This window comes from Microcystis wesenbergii NRERC-220, assembly GCF_032027425.1.
In the GTDB taxonomy this organism is placed as follows: Bacteria; Cyanobacteriota; Cyanobacteriia; order Cyanobacteriales; family Microcystaceae; genus Microcystis; species Microcystis wesenbergii_A.
On record NZ_JAVSJA010000001.1, the window covers coordinates 722,264 to 739,278 of the forward strand.

17 protein-coding genes and 1 pseudogene are annotated in these 17,015 nt (G+C 41.2%); 7 read left to right on the forward strand and 11 right to left on the reverse strand.

What is annotated here, in order from left to right:
* The first annotated feature begins 43 nt into the window (after positions 1-43).
* Together RAM70_RS03645 and RAM70_RS03650 are read left to right on the forward strand one after the other, a co-directional pair.
* On the forward strand, positions 44-262 hold the full coding sequence (locus tag RAM70_RS03645) for a transposase (protein WP_376750908.1): 219 nt from the start codon (positions 44-46) through the stop codon (positions 260-262).
* 47 nt (positions 263-309) lie between these two features.
* Positions 310-525, forward strand: a complete 216-nt coding sequence (locus RAM70_RS03650; protein WP_376750905.1) for a transposase — start codon at positions 310-312, stop codon at positions 523-525.
* A 491-nt stretch (positions 526-1,016) separates the two neighbouring features.
* On the opposite strand, the pseudogene RAM70_RS03655 reads toward RAM70_RS03650, so the two are convergent.
* The 3 genes and pseudogenes from RAM70_RS03655 to RAM70_RS03665 form a co-directional block, all read right to left on the reverse strand.
* Positions 1,017-1,617: pseudogene (locus RAM70_RS03655) on the reverse strand (ATP-binding cassette domain-containing protein); the annotation flags it as partial.
* 184 nt (positions 1,618-1,801) lie between these two features.
* Positions 1,802-3,340 carry an ApeA N-terminal domain 1-containing protein gene (locus RAM70_RS03660; protein WP_312672333.1) on the reverse strand — a complete coding sequence of 513 codons (1,539 nt, stop codon included), beginning with the start codon at positions 3,338-3,340 and terminating at the stop codon, positions 1,802-1,804.
* 170 nt (positions 3,341-3,510) lie between these two features.
* Complete coding sequence (locus RAM70_RS03665; protein WP_312672334.1) at positions 3,511-3,663, reverse strand: hypothetical protein; 153 nt, start codon at positions 3,661-3,663, stop codon at positions 3,511-3,513.
* Between the two features lie 166 nt (positions 3,664-3,829).
* On the opposite strand from RAM70_RS03665, the gene RAM70_RS03670 reads away from it, so the two are divergent.
* The 4 genes from RAM70_RS03670 (at position 3,830) to RAM70_RS03685 (ending at position 8,506) form a co-directional block, all read left to right on the forward strand.
* Entirely contained in the window at positions 3,830-4,471 is a 642-nt protein-coding gene (locus RAM70_RS03670) for a FeoA family protein (RefSeq protein ID WP_288000184.1), read from the forward strand.
* Between the two features lie 36 nt (positions 4,472-4,507).
* Positions 4,508-6,832: a Fe(2+) transporter permease subunit FeoB gene (gene feoB / locus RAM70_RS03675; RefSeq protein ID WP_288000182.1), complete on the forward strand. Its 2,325-nt coding sequence runs from the start codon at positions 4,508-4,510 to the stop codon at positions 6,830-6,832.
* A 109-nt stretch (positions 6,833-6,941) separates the two neighbouring features.
* The gene (locus RAM70_RS03680; RefSeq protein ID WP_130757729.1) at positions 6,942-7,181 is read left to right on the forward strand and encodes a FeoC-like transcriptional regulator; all 240 of its coding nucleotides are present in this window, start codon (positions 6,942-6,944) and stop codon (positions 7,179-7,181) included.
* Positions 7,182-7,522: 341 nt separating this feature from the next.
* Complete coding sequence (locus RAM70_RS03685) at positions 7,523-8,506, forward strand: methyltransferase domain-containing protein (protein ID WP_312675796.1); 984 nt, start codon at positions 7,523-7,525, stop codon at positions 8,504-8,506.
* A gap of 354 nt (positions 8,507-8,860) precedes the next feature.
* Here RAM70_RS03685 and RAM70_RS03690 read toward each other — a convergent pair whose 3' ends face one another.
* The 7 genes from RAM70_RS03690 to RAM70_RS03720 form a co-directional block, all read right to left on the reverse strand.
* Positions 8,861-9,559, reverse strand: coding sequence for a metallophosphoesterase family protein (locus RAM70_RS03690; RefSeq protein ID WP_002802574.1), 699 nt, complete (start codon positions 9,557-9,559; stop codon positions 8,861-8,863).
* Positions 9,560-9,580: 21 nt separating this feature from the next.
* Positions 9,581-10,390 carry a metallophosphoesterase family protein gene (locus RAM70_RS03695; RefSeq protein WP_079208731.1) on the reverse strand — a complete coding sequence of 270 codons (810 nt, stop codon included), beginning with the start codon at positions 10,388-10,390 and terminating at the stop codon, positions 9,581-9,583.
* On the reverse strand, positions 10,390-11,169 hold the full coding sequence (locus RAM70_RS03700; RefSeq protein ID WP_045361207.1) for a hypothetical protein: 780 nt from the start codon (positions 11,167-11,169) through the stop codon (positions 10,390-10,392). Before RAM70_RS03700 ends, RAM70_RS03695 begins: the two co-directional genes overlap by 1 nt.
* Positions 11,170-11,426: 257 nt before the next feature.
* Positions 11,427-11,645, reverse strand: coding sequence for a hypothetical protein (locus RAM70_RS03705; RefSeq protein ID WP_190380198.1), 219 nt, complete (start codon positions 11,643-11,645; stop codon positions 11,427-11,429).
* Positions 11,642-12,667, reverse strand: coding sequence for a CobW family GTP-binding protein (locus tag RAM70_RS03710; RefSeq protein ID WP_190380185.1), 1,026 nt, complete (start codon positions 12,665-12,667; stop codon positions 11,642-11,644). The genes RAM70_RS03705 and RAM70_RS03710 overlap by 4 nt, the downstream gene beginning before the upstream one ends.
* Before the next feature lie 114 nt (positions 12,668-12,781).
* Positions 12,782-14,638 carry a threonine--tRNA ligase gene (thrS, locus tag RAM70_RS03715; protein ID WP_288000173.1) on the reverse strand — a complete coding sequence of 619 codons (1,857 nt, stop codon included), beginning with the start codon at positions 14,636-14,638 and terminating at the stop codon, positions 12,782-12,784.
* Between the two features lie 208 nt (positions 14,639-14,846).
* Positions 14,847-15,401 carry a hypothetical protein gene (locus RAM70_RS03720; RefSeq protein WP_312672343.1) on the reverse strand — a complete coding sequence of 185 codons (555 nt, stop codon included), beginning with the start codon at positions 15,399-15,401 and terminating at the stop codon, positions 14,847-14,849.
* Between the two features lie 58 nt (positions 15,402-15,459).
* Here RAM70_RS03720 and rnc point away from each other — a divergent pair, with 58 nt between their 5' ends.
* Positions 15,460-16,137 (forward strand): ribonuclease III, encoded by a 678-nt coding sequence (gene rnc / locus RAM70_RS03725; protein WP_312672345.1) that lies wholly within the window; start codon positions 15,460-15,462, stop codon positions 16,135-16,137.
* Positions 16,138-16,156: 19 nt separating this feature from the next.
* Here the strand turns inward: rnc and RAM70_RS03730 are convergent, their stop codons facing one another.
* On the reverse strand, positions 16,157-16,936 hold the full coding sequence (locus tag RAM70_RS03730) for a Crp/Fnr family transcriptional regulator (RefSeq protein ID WP_045361217.1): 780 nt from the start codon (positions 16,934-16,936) through the stop codon (positions 16,157-16,159).
* Positions 16,937-17,015: the final 79 nt, after the last annotated feature.

Sequence of the window (17,015 nt, forward strand, 5' to 3'; positions counted from 1 at the left end):
TAACTCGTTCTATGCCATATTACCCGAACTACTACCCGGTCAAATTATCATCATTAATAACGCCAGTTTTCATCCCAAAGAGAGAATCAAAAAATTGTTAGCTAAAGCGGGATGTGAAGTGCTATTTTTACCCGCCTATTCTCCAGACCTCAACAAAATTGAAAAGTTCTGGGCTAGATTGAAAAACTATGTTAGTCAGATTATCAATGATAGTGAAAACCTTGTGGATGCTGTGAGTAAAGCCTTCAGGTATCTGTCCTAACTAACTCGTTCTATGCCATATTACCCGAACTACTACCCGGTCAAATTATCATCATTGATAACGCCAGTTTTCATCCCAAAGAGAGAATCAAAAAATTGTTAGCTAAAGCGGGATGTGAAGTGCTATTTTTACCCGCCTATTCTCCAGACCTCAACAAAATTGAAAAGTTCTGGGCTAGATTGAAAAACTATGTTAGTCAGATTATCAATGATAGTGAAAACCTTGTGGATGCTGTGAGTAAAGCCTTCAGGCATCTGTCCTAACTAACTCGTTCTATGCCATAGTCAGATTATCAATGATAGTGAAAACCTTGTGGATGCTGTGAGTAAAGCCTTCAGGCATCTGTCCTAACTAACTCGTTCTATGCCATATGTCCTAACTATCCCGCTCTTTGCTATATCAGCCAATCAGTTATCAGTTATCAGTTATCAGTTATCAGTTTACTGTTTACTGATATTTGGATAAATAGGGCTGGCTGAATAATGGTAAAACCCTTTTAAAATAAGGCTTTTGACCTGTTAAAATCCGATGTTCATGCTGCGAAAATAGGATTGGGACCTTCAAAAACCTGGCATTATCCTTCTTATAGTACATAAACTGGTACTAAAAAAGAGGGCAACAAAGCCTGAAACTCCTGACTTGAAAGAGGGTGTAGGGTGTAGGGTGTGGGGTGTAGGGTGTAGGGTGTGGGGTGTGGGGTGTGGGGTGTGGGGTGTGGGGAAGGAAACCTCTTTCATCTCTGGTGGCGAAAATTTTGTAATTGTCCCCCCGATAATTCGTGAGGATAACGCTTGAGAATTGCCTCTTTTTGTTCCTGAATATAAGTTCTAATTTTTTCTCTGACATGACCCTTATTTTCTAAGGGAAAAGTTTCTATATACTTCTCCTCTAACTGTTCATCACTGGGTAATAAGCGCACTTCTTGCAGATATTGCTTGATTTTTTGCCTGTTCGGGGGTGACTTTTTGATGCAGTAAAATGGCTTCGGTGAGTTGAAACCCGATGTTATAAACTGGGTTAAGAGAACTCATTGGTTCTTGGAAAATCATCGCCATTTCTCCCCCGCGATAATAACGCAATTCTTCCGGGGGAATAGATAATAAATCTACTGCTTGCATTGACTGACTTTTTGCTGGACGAAAGCAAATTTCTCCCCCAGTAATTTTTCCAGGAGAGGGAACCAGTCCCATGAGTGCGAGGGAGGTGACGGATTTTCCTGAACCCGACTCCCCCACACAACCGAGAACTTGACCTTTCTGCAAGCTAAAACTAATGTTATTAACGGCGACTGTTGTTCTTTTCTGATTGGAAAATTCAACGGTGAGATGGTGAACGTCGAGAATTTTGTTATCCATAGGTCTTTAACTGGTGAAACCTAGAATCATCTTAACCTAAGTTGTCAATTTTAACTATATAGCAGTTATCTTATTGGTGAGGTGGGAAGTTTTACTTACCCAATCAGGTTACATTTTCTCTTGATGAGAAAAGCTATATTCACCTTCACTCATCAACAAATAAGAGGTAAGCTATTTTCTTAGCTTAATTATACTTATCCTCTCCAAGCCATTCATTTTGGTTCCGCATTCTATTTTTAATAATAGCTTTAATGGTGTTGTTTGAAACTTCGATTTCTATCAGTAAACAAGTTTGTAATATTAAAGTTACGGTACACAAAAGATCATAGAGTTCTTGATTTTTTATTTTGATTTCCTTGTCTGGGTGAACTATTAAGTTATTTCTAATATAAACTACTCGCTTAAGAAATTTATCTAACTCATTTTGATCTTGGGTTATCCTAGAGAATAAACTATCATCTTGTGAGTTGAAAGTATCAGCAAAGCTTTGTTTAGTGTCGTCATTGTTGTCAACGAACAAATAGGAAATATTATCTATAATATCTCTCAGTCTATCCTTTAGATTCTTCTCAACTTTAAACAAGTATTTAACTTTCCCATCTAAAAACCTTTTGAAATCTTCTTCCATAGGATAATTTTGAATAACTTCGCGAAGTTTTTGATAAATGCCATTTTGATAACTATCTTGAGACATATATTCGATTTTATGTTTTCCTTTTTGAGTTTGTTTATGATATATCTCCAACGCTTGCACAATATTCAGAAATTTATATTCCAGATACAATTCTGGATTATAAATATTTATTAATAGTTCCTGAAAGACAATTTTAAATTTCTCTCGCTTATCTATCCAGTTTTGAAAAATTTTTTCCAAATCATCTTTAACATTATCATAAGTTAACAGCATTTTTGACCGATGATGGACATAATCGGAATTTTTTGACAGTTTTCTTTCATTCCATATAATTTCAATCGGAGTCATTTTATCTGGGTATTGGCTATCATTTTTATCATGTCTAGCGTGAACTGAAACAATTTGATTAGAAGAATAAGTAGCAAAGCTAAGAAAATCACGAAATTGGATAACTAAGTTTTTACAATCTTCTAAACTGCTTGAGTTTTTATTGACAATCTCAAGACCAATTATATATTTAATATCAGCACTTTCAGTGGAGCTAAGATTAAAAATCGGGACAAAATAGATACTCAGTTCCAGTTCTTTGATTACTCCTAGCTTAATATTTGGCAATTGTTCGTAAGTAACCTTGACTTGCTTAATTTCTCCAGTGGATGAAATTTCACTTTTCATATCTAAAGGACTAATTTTTACCCATTCATTTAAAGAAGAAAAATCAACTCTTAATTTTTGAAATTTGTTCAAGTCTTCCTTATTTAAAAGATAATTGTTCTGAAAATATATATTATACAAAAGCATTTCGGGATTTACTTGCAAATTCACCAGATTTTCTCCTGTTGTTGTTTCCTCGATATCACAGTTAAAAAGGCTGACAAATTTCCCATCGATAAGTTTTCCATAAATCAGGGTTACTTGTGGTTTTAATCCATCAGGAAACCAGGACAATAGCGGGGCTAAAGTGTTGAAAGTATCATCAATATTTAAAACTAAACGTTGATTAAGTTTATGGGAAAGTTTACCAATTACTCGTTTTTCTGGGTGTTCAGGGAGCCACCAGTAACCTTCTCTTTCAAATTCGTCAATCATATTATAGCGTTTCCTAAGCTAGTGAGGTACACTTGTTTTTCTTCCCTTTTGCCTTTTGCCTCTTGCCTTTTGCCTAAAACCCATAACTTTTGTACCTCAGCAGACTGAAAAACGCTATAGCTGATCATTAAGTTTGTAGTATAAATATACCTTTTCGCATTATAGCGAATTTAGTACAAGATAACTAACAAGTTTTCGGCATTAAGAAGATTTTCGTCTCTCAGCGATCGCCATTTACCGGAGACTGGTGACTTTTTTAAAGAAATATTTTTCGTTCCTGTCTCCCCTTTTCGATTAGACTGGTAATTGAGAATAATTAGCATTTATTTTTAGCGATCACAAGTCTTAGACAGTTTCAAAACCGTTGACTGAGGCTGACAGTAGTGCAGTTCTCACCCTTTGGCTACTTCAGTAAACTCGATGAGCTATCAAGGAATTATTATCACTCTTGAATGAAAGACCTTCTTTACCTTTGGAGATAAGAAAAGCATGGACGATAAAATTAGACCTAATGAACCAGAAGACCCAGAAAAATCGCCAAATAAAGCCCAATTTTCTCCTTGGGGTGGTACAGAGGCAGCCTCAGAACGTACTAGCTCCATGGATACTGATCTAACAGCCACCTATCCCCTCGCACAAGTGGAAATGGGAAAAACCGTCTGGTTAGTGGGATTTCAGGGGACAGGAGGAATCAATCGACTCCTAGGTATGGGATTAAACCCCGGCATTCAATTACAGGTAATTAGCTCCCAACCGAGGGGATCGGTTTTAATTGGCATTCAAGACAATCGTATCGGTATCGGGGCGGAAATGGCCGAAAAAATCCTCGTTAGTGACATTCAACCGAAAAAACTGGAACCCAAAAAAGACCTACCTGAAGTAAGAACATTTCTGCGGGAGATACCCATAGGAAAAGCGGGTAAAGTTGTCGGTTATGACCGAGCATTGCGCGGATACAAAGGAAAATTGTTATCAATGGGATTAACTCCGGGGACAGAGTTTACCGTTATTCGCGTCGCACCTTTGGGGGATCCCGTCGAGATTCGAGTGCGGGGATTTCATCTCAGTCTGCGTAAACAGGAGGCAGACACTTTAATCGTCGAAGAAATAGACCCAGAAAGCAAAATTTAATCATCTAAGCCTATTCGTCACTCAATATCCTAAATTATGGTCAAACCCATTATCGCCTTAATTGGCAATCCTAACTGTGGCAAAACTACCCTTTTTAATGCTCTCACAGGGGCCAATCAACGCACCGGCAACTGGCCGGGAGTAACAGTCGATCGCAAAGAGGGAAGATTTCAAGTTAACGGGGAAGATATCACCCTTGTGGATTTACCCGGAGTCTATTCCCTCGATGTAGAAGAAGGGGAGACAGGAATGGATGAATTAGTCGCTAGGGACTATCTGCTGTCAGGAGAAGCGGATTTAGTGATTAATATCGTCGATGCTGCCAATTTAGAGCGTAATCTCTACCTTACTACCCAAATCATGGAGATGCGTTTACCGATGTTGATTGCCCTGAATATGATGGATGTGGCTAAAACTAGGGGTATTGTGGTTAATCCGCAACTCTTAAGCGCTCGCATGGATGCAATTGTCGTGGCGATTAGTGCGGTTAAAGGGGAGGGAATCGGAGAATTAAAGCAAAAAATTGGGGAATTAGTTGGTAATATTAACCATACTGCCGCTTATGTGGCTTATCCTGCGGTAATTGAGGAAGCTCTTAACGAGATTGTTGCCTACATTAACGACCATAGCAGTAAAAGGATCGTTGAGCCAAGATGGACCGCTTTAAATCTACTGCAATACGAGGATCGCATCGCCCCAGAATTGCGCTCCCAGGAACTATTAAGCATTATCGTCAAGCATAGACGACAAATACACCAAGTTTTAGGGGAAGACCTTGATATTTTAATTGCTGATACTCGTTATGGCTTTATTCAACAAGTTACTCAGGGAGCCACTCAACGGACTGGACAAATAAATGATACCATGTCTGATCGCCTCGATCGGATTGTTCTCGATCGCTGGTTAGGAATTCCGATATTTTTGGGCGTAATGTACCTAATGTTCTTGTTTACCATCAATGTTAGTGCTGCCTTTATCGATTTCTTCGATTTAACTGCCCAGACTATCTTTGTCGATGGTTTGTCCCAAGTTTTACAAAAAATCCATACCCCCGGTTGGCTAATTGCTCTGCTCGCTGATGGAGCGGGGGGAGGTGTGCAAACCGTCGCCACTTTTATCCCCGTAATTGGCTTTATGTTCCTCTTTTTGTCAATTTTAGAGGATTCCGGCTATATGGCCCGGGCAGCCTTCGTCATGGACCGATTGATGCGTTTGGTGGGATTGCCGGGTAAATCCTTTGTCCCCATGCTAGTGGGATTTGGTTGCAGTGTACCGGCAATTATGGCCACCAGAACCCTAGAAAATTCTCGCGATCGTTTAATGACGATTATGATGAACCCTTTTATGTCCTGTGGGGCCAGATTACCTGTTTATGCCCTATTTGCGGCGGCTTTTTTCCCCATAGGTGGTCAAAATATCGTTTTTGGTCTTTATATCTTAGGAATTCTCGCCGCTATTTTGACGGGATTAGTGATGAAAAAAACCCTACTCAAGGGAGAAGTCAGTCACTTTATTATGGAATTGCCTCCCTATCATCTACCGCGTCTGAAAGGGGTTTTAATTCGCACTTGGGAACGTCTGCAAGCGTTTTTATGGAAAGCTGGACGAGTTATCGTTTTAATGGTGATGATTTTGGGACTACTCAACTCCCTCAGTTTTGATGGTTCTTTTGGTAATCAAGACAGCGAGCGCTCGGTTTTAAGTGCTACCAGTAAAGCTGTAACTCCTATTTTCTCACCCATGGGACTAGAACCGGAAAATTGGCCGGCAACAGTGGGAATTTTTACGGGAGTTTTTGCCAAAGAAGCAATGGTAGGGACATTAAACTCGATTTACAGCCAACTAGCAGGGGAAGATAACCCGAATAAGGGGGCAGCGGCGGAAAAATTCGACTTTTGGCGGCAAATTCACCGAGCTATTGCCACTATTCCCGCCAATTTAGCGCAATTACCCAATCAATTACTTGATCCCTTGGGTTTAAATATTGGTGATCTGCAAGATCAAAAAACGGCTGCCGAGAAGCAAGAAGTAGATTTAGGAATCTTTGGCGCAATGGTGAAAAGATTTGATGGTCAAGCGGGTGCTTTTGCCTATCTCTTGTTTGTTCTGCTCTATTTTCCCTGTGTTTCGGCCACATCGGCAGTATATCGCGAAACTAATGCCGGTTGGACTGCTTTTATTGCCTTCTGGACCACAGGAATGGCCTATATTGTTGCCACTTCCTTCTATCAAATCGCTACTTTTTCTCGACATCCGGGATTTTCTCTCTTTTGGATAGTCTTGATGGGTTTAACCGTAGTCGGGGTTTTATTCACCTTAAAAAATCTCCGTCCCCGAAAAATCAACCGTCCGGCAATTTAAAAGTAGGGTGGGTTAGGCGACAAAAAGCTAGGCAACTAACAAATTATTTAGATTCGCCGTAACCCACCGCAATCAAGCAACTTTTCTCGATTTTTTTCGCTTATAAACCATGATTTTAACCGATATACAGGCTTATCTTGCCAAAAATCAGAAAGCATCTCTGGCTGACTTATCTACACACTTTCGGATGTCGGCGGATGCCTTAAGTCCTATGCTCGATCGCTTGCTGAAAAAAGGGCGAATTCGCCTGATTTCCCTAGAAAAATGCGGAGGATGCAGCCGTTGTTCCCCAGAATCTATGGCTTTTTACGAATGGATTGAGGGCAATTCCACAGGGACAAACAGATAAAAGTTTAGTACTACAGAAGTGATCTAACTATTAAGATAACTGCTGTATTAAGTAGCTGGTTATAATTAAATTAAAAATGGATTTTAGGTTCGATCCCCCCTGCCTCCTAGGGTTGATTCATAGTAGGGTTGATTCATGAATCAACCCTACCCTGCCCCCTTAATCCCCCCTTGATAAGGGGGGAGATCTGATAATTTTTAACGCCTACCTACTTACCAGTCGCTTTCAACGGGGATAGTTAATTTCTGGCGAAGAACCAAAGTCACTCAACCGCAGAACCTCAAGGTTGTATAATCTTTAAGAGTTATTAAGCTTTGTATCAGTTTGCCCAGCAGCATTTAATGAATATACTTTTGCTGACATCATCTTTAGGTTTACTCCTAGCGATCGCTATCGTCGTCTATTTTGTTTCCTCTCGCAAGTACCAATCGTCGGACTCGGTGGCCAACTCCTACGACCAATGGACCGAAGACGGGATTTTAGAATATTATTGGGGGGAACACATCCATTTAGGTCACTACGGTTCCCCACCAGAAAAAAAAGACTTTTTACAGGCAAAAGCCGACTTTGTGGCGGAAATGGTCTCTTGGGGAGGTTTGGATAAACTACCCGCCGGTGCAACTCTCCTCGATGTCGGTTGTGGTATTGGTGGCAGCAGTCGCATTCTGGCCCGCGACTACGGATTTGCCGTTACCGGTGTCACCATTAGTCCCAAACAAGTGGCACGGGCCAAAGAACTAACACCCCCAGATGTAAATGCTCGCTTTTTGGTCGATGATGCCATGGCCCTTTCTTTTCCCGACGAGAGTTTTGATGTGGTCTGGTCAATCGAAGCCGGTCCCCATATGCCGGACAAAGCCGTTTTTGCTCAGGAATTACTGCGAGTTCTTAAGCCGGGGGGAGTCCTGGTGGTAGCAGACTGGAATCAGCGAGATGACCGTCAAAAACCGCTTAATTTCTGGGAAAGTCCTGTAATGCGCCAACTTTTGGATCAGTGGTCCCACCCCGCTTTTGCCAGTATCGAAGGTTTTGCCGAACAGTTAGCGGCCACAGGATTGGTAGATGGGGAAGTGGTGACTGCTGACTGGACAAAAGCCACTCTACCCTCTTGGATTGATACCATTTGGCAGGGGGTGATTCGTCCCCAAGGTTGGTGGCAATTTGGTCTAACTGGGTTGCTTAAATCCGTCCGAGAAGTGCCGACAATTCTGCTGATGCGTTTGGCCTTTGGCACGGGTTTATGTCGTTTTGGGATGTTCCGCGCTGTTCGCGCTCAATCCCATCTGCAAGCAAGTCAGCAAGAGTCTCTTACCTCAGTTATCTAGCTGGTTATAATTAAATTGAAGATAAATCCCCCCTTGATCCCCCCTTAATCCCCCCTTGATAAGGGGGGTGTCTGATAATTTTTAACGCCTACCTACTTAGGGTCTGCTGAAAAAGTTTGTTGGTGGGGGCAGGGTGTGGGGTGTGGGGTGTGGGGTGTAGGGTTTTACCGATTTTGAGGTAGTCAGTTACCTAATTTTCAGGGAAAAAGTACCTGAATTTTACCCCCGATCCCTCCAATGGTCAGCACTTTTTGCGGGGAAAAAAGTCTAAAACCCTTATCCAACAAGGTTTTTAGATTTATTCAGCAAGCCCTACTTAAATTAATCTTGAATATTTAATTAATCTTTCATGGATTAATAAGGTACGGTTCTAAACTCCACGCAATTATTACTAGGATTATAGAGAGTGTAAACTGCTTTATTTAATTCTTTACCAACGCTACCAACCCCAATTAAACGCTTATCTTGAATCGTCAAAGTTTGACTTGGTTGCCGTTTATCTAAAGTAGTAACAGTGCTAGTTAAATTAGCGGACTGTAAAGAATAATCAAAAACTTGTCCTGCACGACCACAAAATAGATTATTAACTCCCACCCGTTGCAGTCGATCTAAAATTTGCCATGGGGGAGTATCGGGGGTTAATTCTTCACTAACACTGACACTACTGCCATGAATTAATAAACAATCCAACTCGACAAAACCAAAATCGAGATTTCGTAACCATTGCACCGTTTCTAAAGAAACTGCGTCCCAGAGTTGTTTAGTGCTATCAATTCCATGTTTATGGATTAATTCCGTCGGTTCTCCTGTTGCTCCTAAACTGTGTAAAATTAGACATTGTTCTTCCCACCATCCCCGACAAACCTGCGGATATAAGTTATTTTTAGTGGGATAACGTATTTGTTCTACTAGCATTTCACTATCGGGATTAACACCGATAAAATCTCCTAAAATATATAAATTTTCTACAGTAACTGACCGTTGCTGAATATCTTCCAAGACCGCTTGATAGGCTGGTAAATTGCCTTGAATACCGCTTAAAATTGCCCACATAATTTCTTGATTTATCACAAATTAACGTTCGCAAACATGAGTCGGATCATCGGCTTTTTCCGCATATTCTAGACCCTTAGCCAATCGCCAAGCGAAAATAGGAGGTAAACCCGATGCTAAAATAGCCTGACAGGTTTCCTGATAGTTATAGGCCACTTCTCGCAGTTGTACCGCTGCCGTTTCTCGATCGTAAATCACATAGGTGGCATTTGGACGACCGTGACGCGGTTCTCCCACCGATCCCACGTTGATGATACGTTTAACCGGTGTGGTAAATTGCCGCGACTGTTCCCCATCGGGTTGATACACTTTTATTTGCAAGCTTCCCGCGTCGAGAGTGCGAATGTAGGGGATATGGGTATGTCCACAGAATAAAACCTCTGTATCTACCGATAAAACCCGTTCTAAAGCCGTAAAAGCGTCCATTTCGGCTAAAAGGTACTCATGGTTACTTTGGGGACTACCATGAACAAAACAGAGGTGATCTAGCTTAAAAATTTCGGGCAGTTTTGACAAATAATTACGGTTTTCTGGGGTGATTATTTGATTTGTCCACTCGTGAGCTAATCTCCCGCGTTTTTCTGCTAAAAGCGACGGATAACTGCACTCACAGGCATTTAATCCCTCAACGATATCCTCATCCCAACACCCTTGTACCGTGGTAATCCCCAGTTGACGGATTTTTTCCACCACTTGGTTAGGATGGGGTCCATACCCAACTAAATCCCCTAAACAGTAGATTTCTTGACAACCCTGTTGGTCTAAATCTCGCAAAACAGCATTAAAAGCGGGCATATTGCCATGAATACAGGATAAAACGGCTATTTTCATCAGATTAACTCCATTTCTGGCTCTAAAGATTCTTGAAATTGTTGTTGATAATAAAAAAGTGCCTCATCGGACAGACAACAATCACTCAGGGTATCGGCAATTGTCGGTTTATCGAGATTGCGACCGACGATTTCAATCCCACTAAAGCGATTCGGTCTCCCATCGAGATTTAAGGGGAAATTTAAGCTTTGAAAGTCTTTTTCTGGCCATTCATCCATAAATTCCCCATAAATACACTGACCGTCGATGATATCGAAGATACTTTTGACCCGCAGCACTTCCCCATAGGCCCCTTGGGTTAATTCTGTCCAAAAGGTGGTTAAACTGGAAAAATCGAGGATTTCTCCCGTTAAAACGGCTCTATAAATCTGTATTTCTCGTTTTTTTAACCATTGATCACCTTTTATTGTTGTTTTGACGGGACTGATGACCATTTCATCGACGGGAACTTGTCCTTCGGGGATTTCTTCGTCTGGAGACGTAATCGCTACCCGATGACAATTGAGGGGTTTTAGAAAGCTTTCGAGGGATTGCCTGTCTAAATGCCATGGTACTTCCATATAGATCGTGTTTTCCATGGATAAACTGCTCAAAAGGTCTTCTTCTTCCCTAGAAATAGAGGACAACTGGGGAAACTCACTCTGTAAAGTGAGGTGATCAATGGGAAAAGTTTCCGTCTGGGGACTAAAATATAGACTTGGCTGCTTGCTTTGGGCGATTTGTTGGCGAATCCAATGGGTTTTTCCCGCAGCTATACCCCCCGTCACCACGATAATCATTTTGCTCCTTCTTTATTGTGGTAATGATAATCATTCTAGCATAAGTGAGATTGGGGCAAGTAATCTTCCTTAACCAATCCTCTAGACTTAGCAAGGTTATTTTGGGAAAAATTGGCGGTTTCTTGCGGTATTAAGCTAAGACGCATTTAAAGCACTTATTCTTAAGATTAGCCGAATCTCCCCCAATCCCTTTACTGTTGCCTCTTGCAAGAGTGCCTCTTGCCTCGTCTCAACAAGCAATTTAAATGCTTAACAGCTTAATCATGGTTATGGCTCTTTTCTCTAGGATACCATTGGCTTTGTCCATCGGGTAAATCAACTAAGGTAATTCCCCTCGTTTTTAATTGTTCCCTTAATCGATCGCCGCTTCCGTAAAGTGCAAGGGTTTGCGATAATGAGCTTGGAGAACAAAGAGATGTAAACCATTGGATCGAGGGTTCGTTAAATTTTAAAGTTTTTATCCATAAATTATTCATAGTTTGTGCTTTTTAATTTTTTGAGAACTAGCCAAGCATTCGTTTAGTTGTGTCAAGATTTCCTCTTTATTTAAATTTCTGCCGATAAAAACTAACTGATTATTAGGAGATGTATCCCATTCTACCGCTTGCAGATCGTAACGAGGGCCGCTCAATTGAAAAATATGTTTTAAATCGCTTTGTTGAAACCAGAGAATCCCTTTTGCTCGAAAAACATTTATCGGCATTTTTTCCGTGAGAAAAGGTTCAAATTTATCTAGATTAAATGGTTTATCGCTAACAAAGGAGACAAAATTAAAGTCTTCAGGAGATTGATTATCACTGGAGATTGGGCGATTTTTTTGAAAGTCTCTCAACTGGACTTTATACAATTCTTCTTTAGTTAAACCTAGGTCTAACAATAAACCCAAAGGAACCTGACCATAACTACTTTTTAGGAGTCTTATACCCTCTTTTTCTCGACGAATAAACTTTTCTAAATCATCTAATTTCTTGGGACTGACTCGATCTATTTTATTGAGAATTACCACGTCACCATAACGAATTTGACTAAGGGCAATATTACTATCAAAATGATCGGCAGTAAAGTTTTCAGAATCCACGAGGGTAATAATAGAATCTAAGCGAGTCAGATATTTTAATTCCGTGGCTAGGAAAGTGAGGATAATTGGCAAAGGATCTGCTAATCCTGTGGTTTCAATAATTAGATAGTCCACGGGTATTTCTTTTTCTAAGACCTGATAGACTGTCTCAATTAAACTATCATTAATCGTACAACAAATACAGCCATTACTCAATTCTACCATATCTTCATCGATGGAGACAAGCAATTGAGAATCAATATTAATATCCCCAAACTCATTGACTAACACGGCAACTTTTAACCCTTCTTTATTGTCAAGAATATGATTTAGTAAGGTGGTTTTTCCACTCCCTAAAAAACCAGTAATAATCGTCACAGGCATTCCCGATTTAGGCAAGCAAGGGAGGGAATCGGAGAGAGGAATTATCAAAGAACTCATGGCAGCTAACCCACTTGTAAGTTAATTAATTGACAGAAAATAGGCTTTTCTCAACCCTGTTAAATTCGCCTGGAAGGGATCGATATCCCCTATTTGCCGGTTTATACAAAAGTTTCAGAGATTAATTTTAGATAGGATCGCTGTTTGCATTTTTTCTAATAAATCTGCCAGCGTCATCGAACCTAAATCACCCCCTTGTCGAGTGCGAACACTTAGAGTTTTACTGCTAACTTCTCGTTTTCCAATCACAGCTAAGACAGGGATTTTTTCTAGTTCTCCTGTACGAATTTGTTTACCTAAACGATCACCACTTTTATCGATTTCCACTCGATAACCAGCTTGTTTTAACTGCATTGCTACCTCTAAAGCATAATGATGCTGTTCATCACTAACGGGTAATAAACGGACTTGAATAGGTGCTAACCAGAGAGGAAAATCTCCCGCATAATTCTCGATTAAAATACCAAAAAATCTTTCCAAAGAGCCAAAAATAGCTCGATGAATCATAATCGGTCTTTCCCGAGTACCATCCCTAGCGACATATTGCATATCAAAGCGTTCTGGCAAGTTAAAATCGACCTGAATCGTGGAACATTGCCACATTCTACCGATCGCATCTTGAATTTTTATATCAATTTTGGGACCATAAAAAGCCCCACCTCCCTGATCCTCAATATAATCCCACTTTTTAGCATTTAAGGCCTCAATTAGAGCCGCCGTTGCCAATTCCCAAACACTATCGCTACCCACGGATTTACTGGGGCGAGTCGATAAATTTATCTGATAATTAGTAAAGCCAAAATCGGAGAGAATTTTCTCGGTTAAGTTCAAAACTCCTAGAATCTCTGCGGCAATTTGTTCGGGTAAACAGAAAATATGAGCATCATCTTGGGTAAAACCTCGCACCCGCATTAATCCGTGTAAAACCCCCGAGCGCTCGTAACGATAAACTGTGCCTAATTCTGCCCATCTTAGGGGAAATTCTCGATAGGAATGCAGGTCATTTTGATAGGTTAAAACATGAAAAGGACAATTCATCGGCTTAATTTGATAGCTTTGCTGTTCTAACTCGATCGCCTCAAACATATTGTCGCGATAAAAGTCCCAATGTCCGGAAGTTTTCCACAAATCTAAATTAGCTAGATGGGGAGTATAAAGAAATTGATAACCGGCTTCTAAATGAGCTTGGCGCCAATAATCTTCGATTAAATAACGCATTGTTGCACCCCGGGGATGCCAAAAAACTAAGCCTCCACCTGCATCTTCTTGGATGCTAAATAATTTTAATTGTTGTCCCAATTTGCGATGATCTCGTCGCTGCGCTTCTTCTTTTTGTTGGAGATAATTTTGTAATTCTGCGGGGGTTTGCCAAGCTGTGCCGTAAATTCGCTGTAATTGCGGCTGTTTTTCATCTCCTTGCCAATAAGCACCCGCTACACTTTCCAAGGCGAAAGCATCGGGGTTAATTTCCCCCGTCGAGTTGAGATGGGGTCCCGCGCACAGATCCCACCAAAATTCTTCCGGGGGAGAAACAGCACCATCAATTAACGAGGGTTCTCGATCGCTCCGTCCTGCGTCTGGACTACCGATAAAATAACGGGTAATGGTTTCATCTGGGGGAATTCTCTCTAAAATTAACTTTTTGTAGGGTTGATTAAGGCGCTCGATTTCTGCGGCAATTTCGCTTCTTTCCAGCACTTCTCGGATAATTGGCAGGTTTTGCCCGATAATTCGCCCCATTTCTGCCGCTATTTTCTCCAAATCTTCGGGGGTAAAGGGTGTTGGGCGATCGAAATCGTAGTAGAATCCCGTTTCTGTCCAGGGACCAATAGCGACTTTGGTTTCAGGAAAGAGAGTTTGTACAGCCATCGCTAAGATATGGGCGCAAGTATGGCGTATTTTTACGATTTTTTGCGAATCTTCTTCGATAACGGGGCTTTCTGCTAGGGGGTACTTAATCTGATTGACCATTGCTAGTTAAAGTGATAATGATTATCATTTTAGCAAAGGAGGGCTGATGTCTGAGAGAAAAATGCGCTCAAATCCTCTAGCGGCAAGCTCAACGATAATTAATTTTTGAGAGTTCAAAAATGAGAAAAATAGGCATAAAATCTCTAAATAGAGAATTTAGTTGATTAATGCTCATTCTTGATTCTCCTGACGACCGAATACTGGCTACTTACTCCTCAACCAAGGGAAGATTTTTGAATTTGACAAGAGGTCTATACTTAATAGAGCCGTAGATTAATAACATTGTCGTTAAAGTTATGGCCATAATTAGGGGGGCAATTTTGGCTAACCAGAAAGCCACGAAGATTATGCCGATTCCGTCAGCGAGTAAGATGGGTAAACGTGGCCCTATGCCATGGTCAATAATTTTTCCCGTGCTTGGCTGCAGTTGAATTTTGGCTAAACAATGAAACCAAATTTGACTAACTAAAACTATTAAAGCTCCCCATCCTATCCAGAGGGCAGCCACATAAAAGCCCGCTAATTCTAAAACAATTGTACTAATTGTGACCATAAAAAAGCGATCGAGGCGAGGATCGCTGGTTTTTTGCTGAAATTGGGCAATTTCTCCCAAGTCCACCGCTGCCATGCGTGCCTGTTCCATGCACATCCCCAGGGTACCTAGGGCAAGAATAGCAGCGGATAGGTTTTCCGGTGAGAAGATTTGGGAGATTATGCCTAAACTAGCCGGAAAAAACAGTAAAAAAAGGATCGTTCGTCTCATCTATTCGGGGTGGGGTCAGATTAAGATAAGAAATGCTCTTGACTTGATCATTTCTGTAATGTCTTGTTTGCCTCCTTTTCAAAATGCTCTCCTTCTCACCCAAGCTTTAACCCATCGTTCCTATGTTAACGAACAGTCCGAATTGACGGAAAATAACGAGCGCCTAGAATTTTTGGGCGATGCGATTTTGGCTTTTTTGGTGGGCGAACTTTTGTATCAGAAATATCCCGCCATGAACGAGGCCGAATTAACCCGTTTGCGGTCAAATTTGGTCAAAGAAGAACAATTAGCGCAATTGGGCCTTGAAATCGGCCTGGGGGAGTTAATGCGTTTAGGCAAGGGGGCAATTAAAGATCGGGGGCGATCAAATCCTACCCTATTAGCGGACACTTTTGAAGCGATAATTGGGGCTTATTATCTAGATTCGGGGTTAAATGCGGTTAAAAACTATCTGCATCAACTTTTTATCCCTGTAGCCTCTCATTTAGTCTCTCAACAATCGGAATCGCCATCTTTTATCGATGCCAAAAATCTCTTTCAACAGTGGGCGCTGGCCAATTTTGCCTCTAATCCAGAATATGCGATCATTGATGTGACAGGACCCCCCCACGCTAGGGAATTTACTGCCGAAGTGCGGGTTAATAATCTTCTCTACGGTACAGGTAAAGGTAAACGGAAACAGGATGCCACCAAAGCGGCTGCCGAAGATGCCTTAAAGCGCTGTCAATTGCAATAGTAAATAGGGCCAACCCTACTTATCTTAGGGGCCACCAATTAACTTTATCCCTGGTGGCACTGTACACTTCTTTTAAACCCTCGGCATCTAGTACCCGAATTAAATCCCCCGTCGATTCTGAGGCAATTAATCCCACGGTTTGCAATCCTTTTAATACCTGTTCGACGGTGCGTTGATTGAGTTGACAAGCGCGAGCAATCACATCGACGGATAGATCAAAAGTATAGATATTTTCAGCACTCGGTTGACTGCCTAATTCTCTTTCTTGATAGATTAAAGCTCTCAGTAAAGCCGCCACAGCTTGGGGTGGATAGCTACTGCAATTAAGCAAATGATACTCGAATTTTTGCTGTAATTCAAATAAAAAACAGTACCGTTGACGAAAACTTTCGTTATCGTTGTAAATCTTTTCTAGTGCCGATAAGGGAATTTTCAGGACGTGGGTAGTTTTATAGGATTCCACCAAACAGGGAAAGGCGCGACTGGCTAAACCATAACTAAAGGGTAAACTCCTCATACCAAAACAGCCGCCGGGGTAGGTAATGGCAATAATCCGGTCGAGGGGAGTGCTGCGGACGACGATTACACCCTCATCTAAAATCACATACAAAACATCTAGAAATTCATCGGGGAGAAAAGCCGTATAGACGGGACGATTGGAAAATAGCGTCTCTAGCTTGAGATTGTCGGCATCGAGATACTGACTTAACCAAGCTTCCTCTAGTCCGCGAAAGAGAAAACTCTGGTTAATCAGTTGTTGTAGGAGGGTTGTTTTTTTGGCTTTGACGCTCTTGCCCATAGTCTCAAACCTAGATGTAGCACTGATTTTATCTTCTCACAGTTTCCCTTGTTATCGCCTTATTCCCAATTTGTTTTAT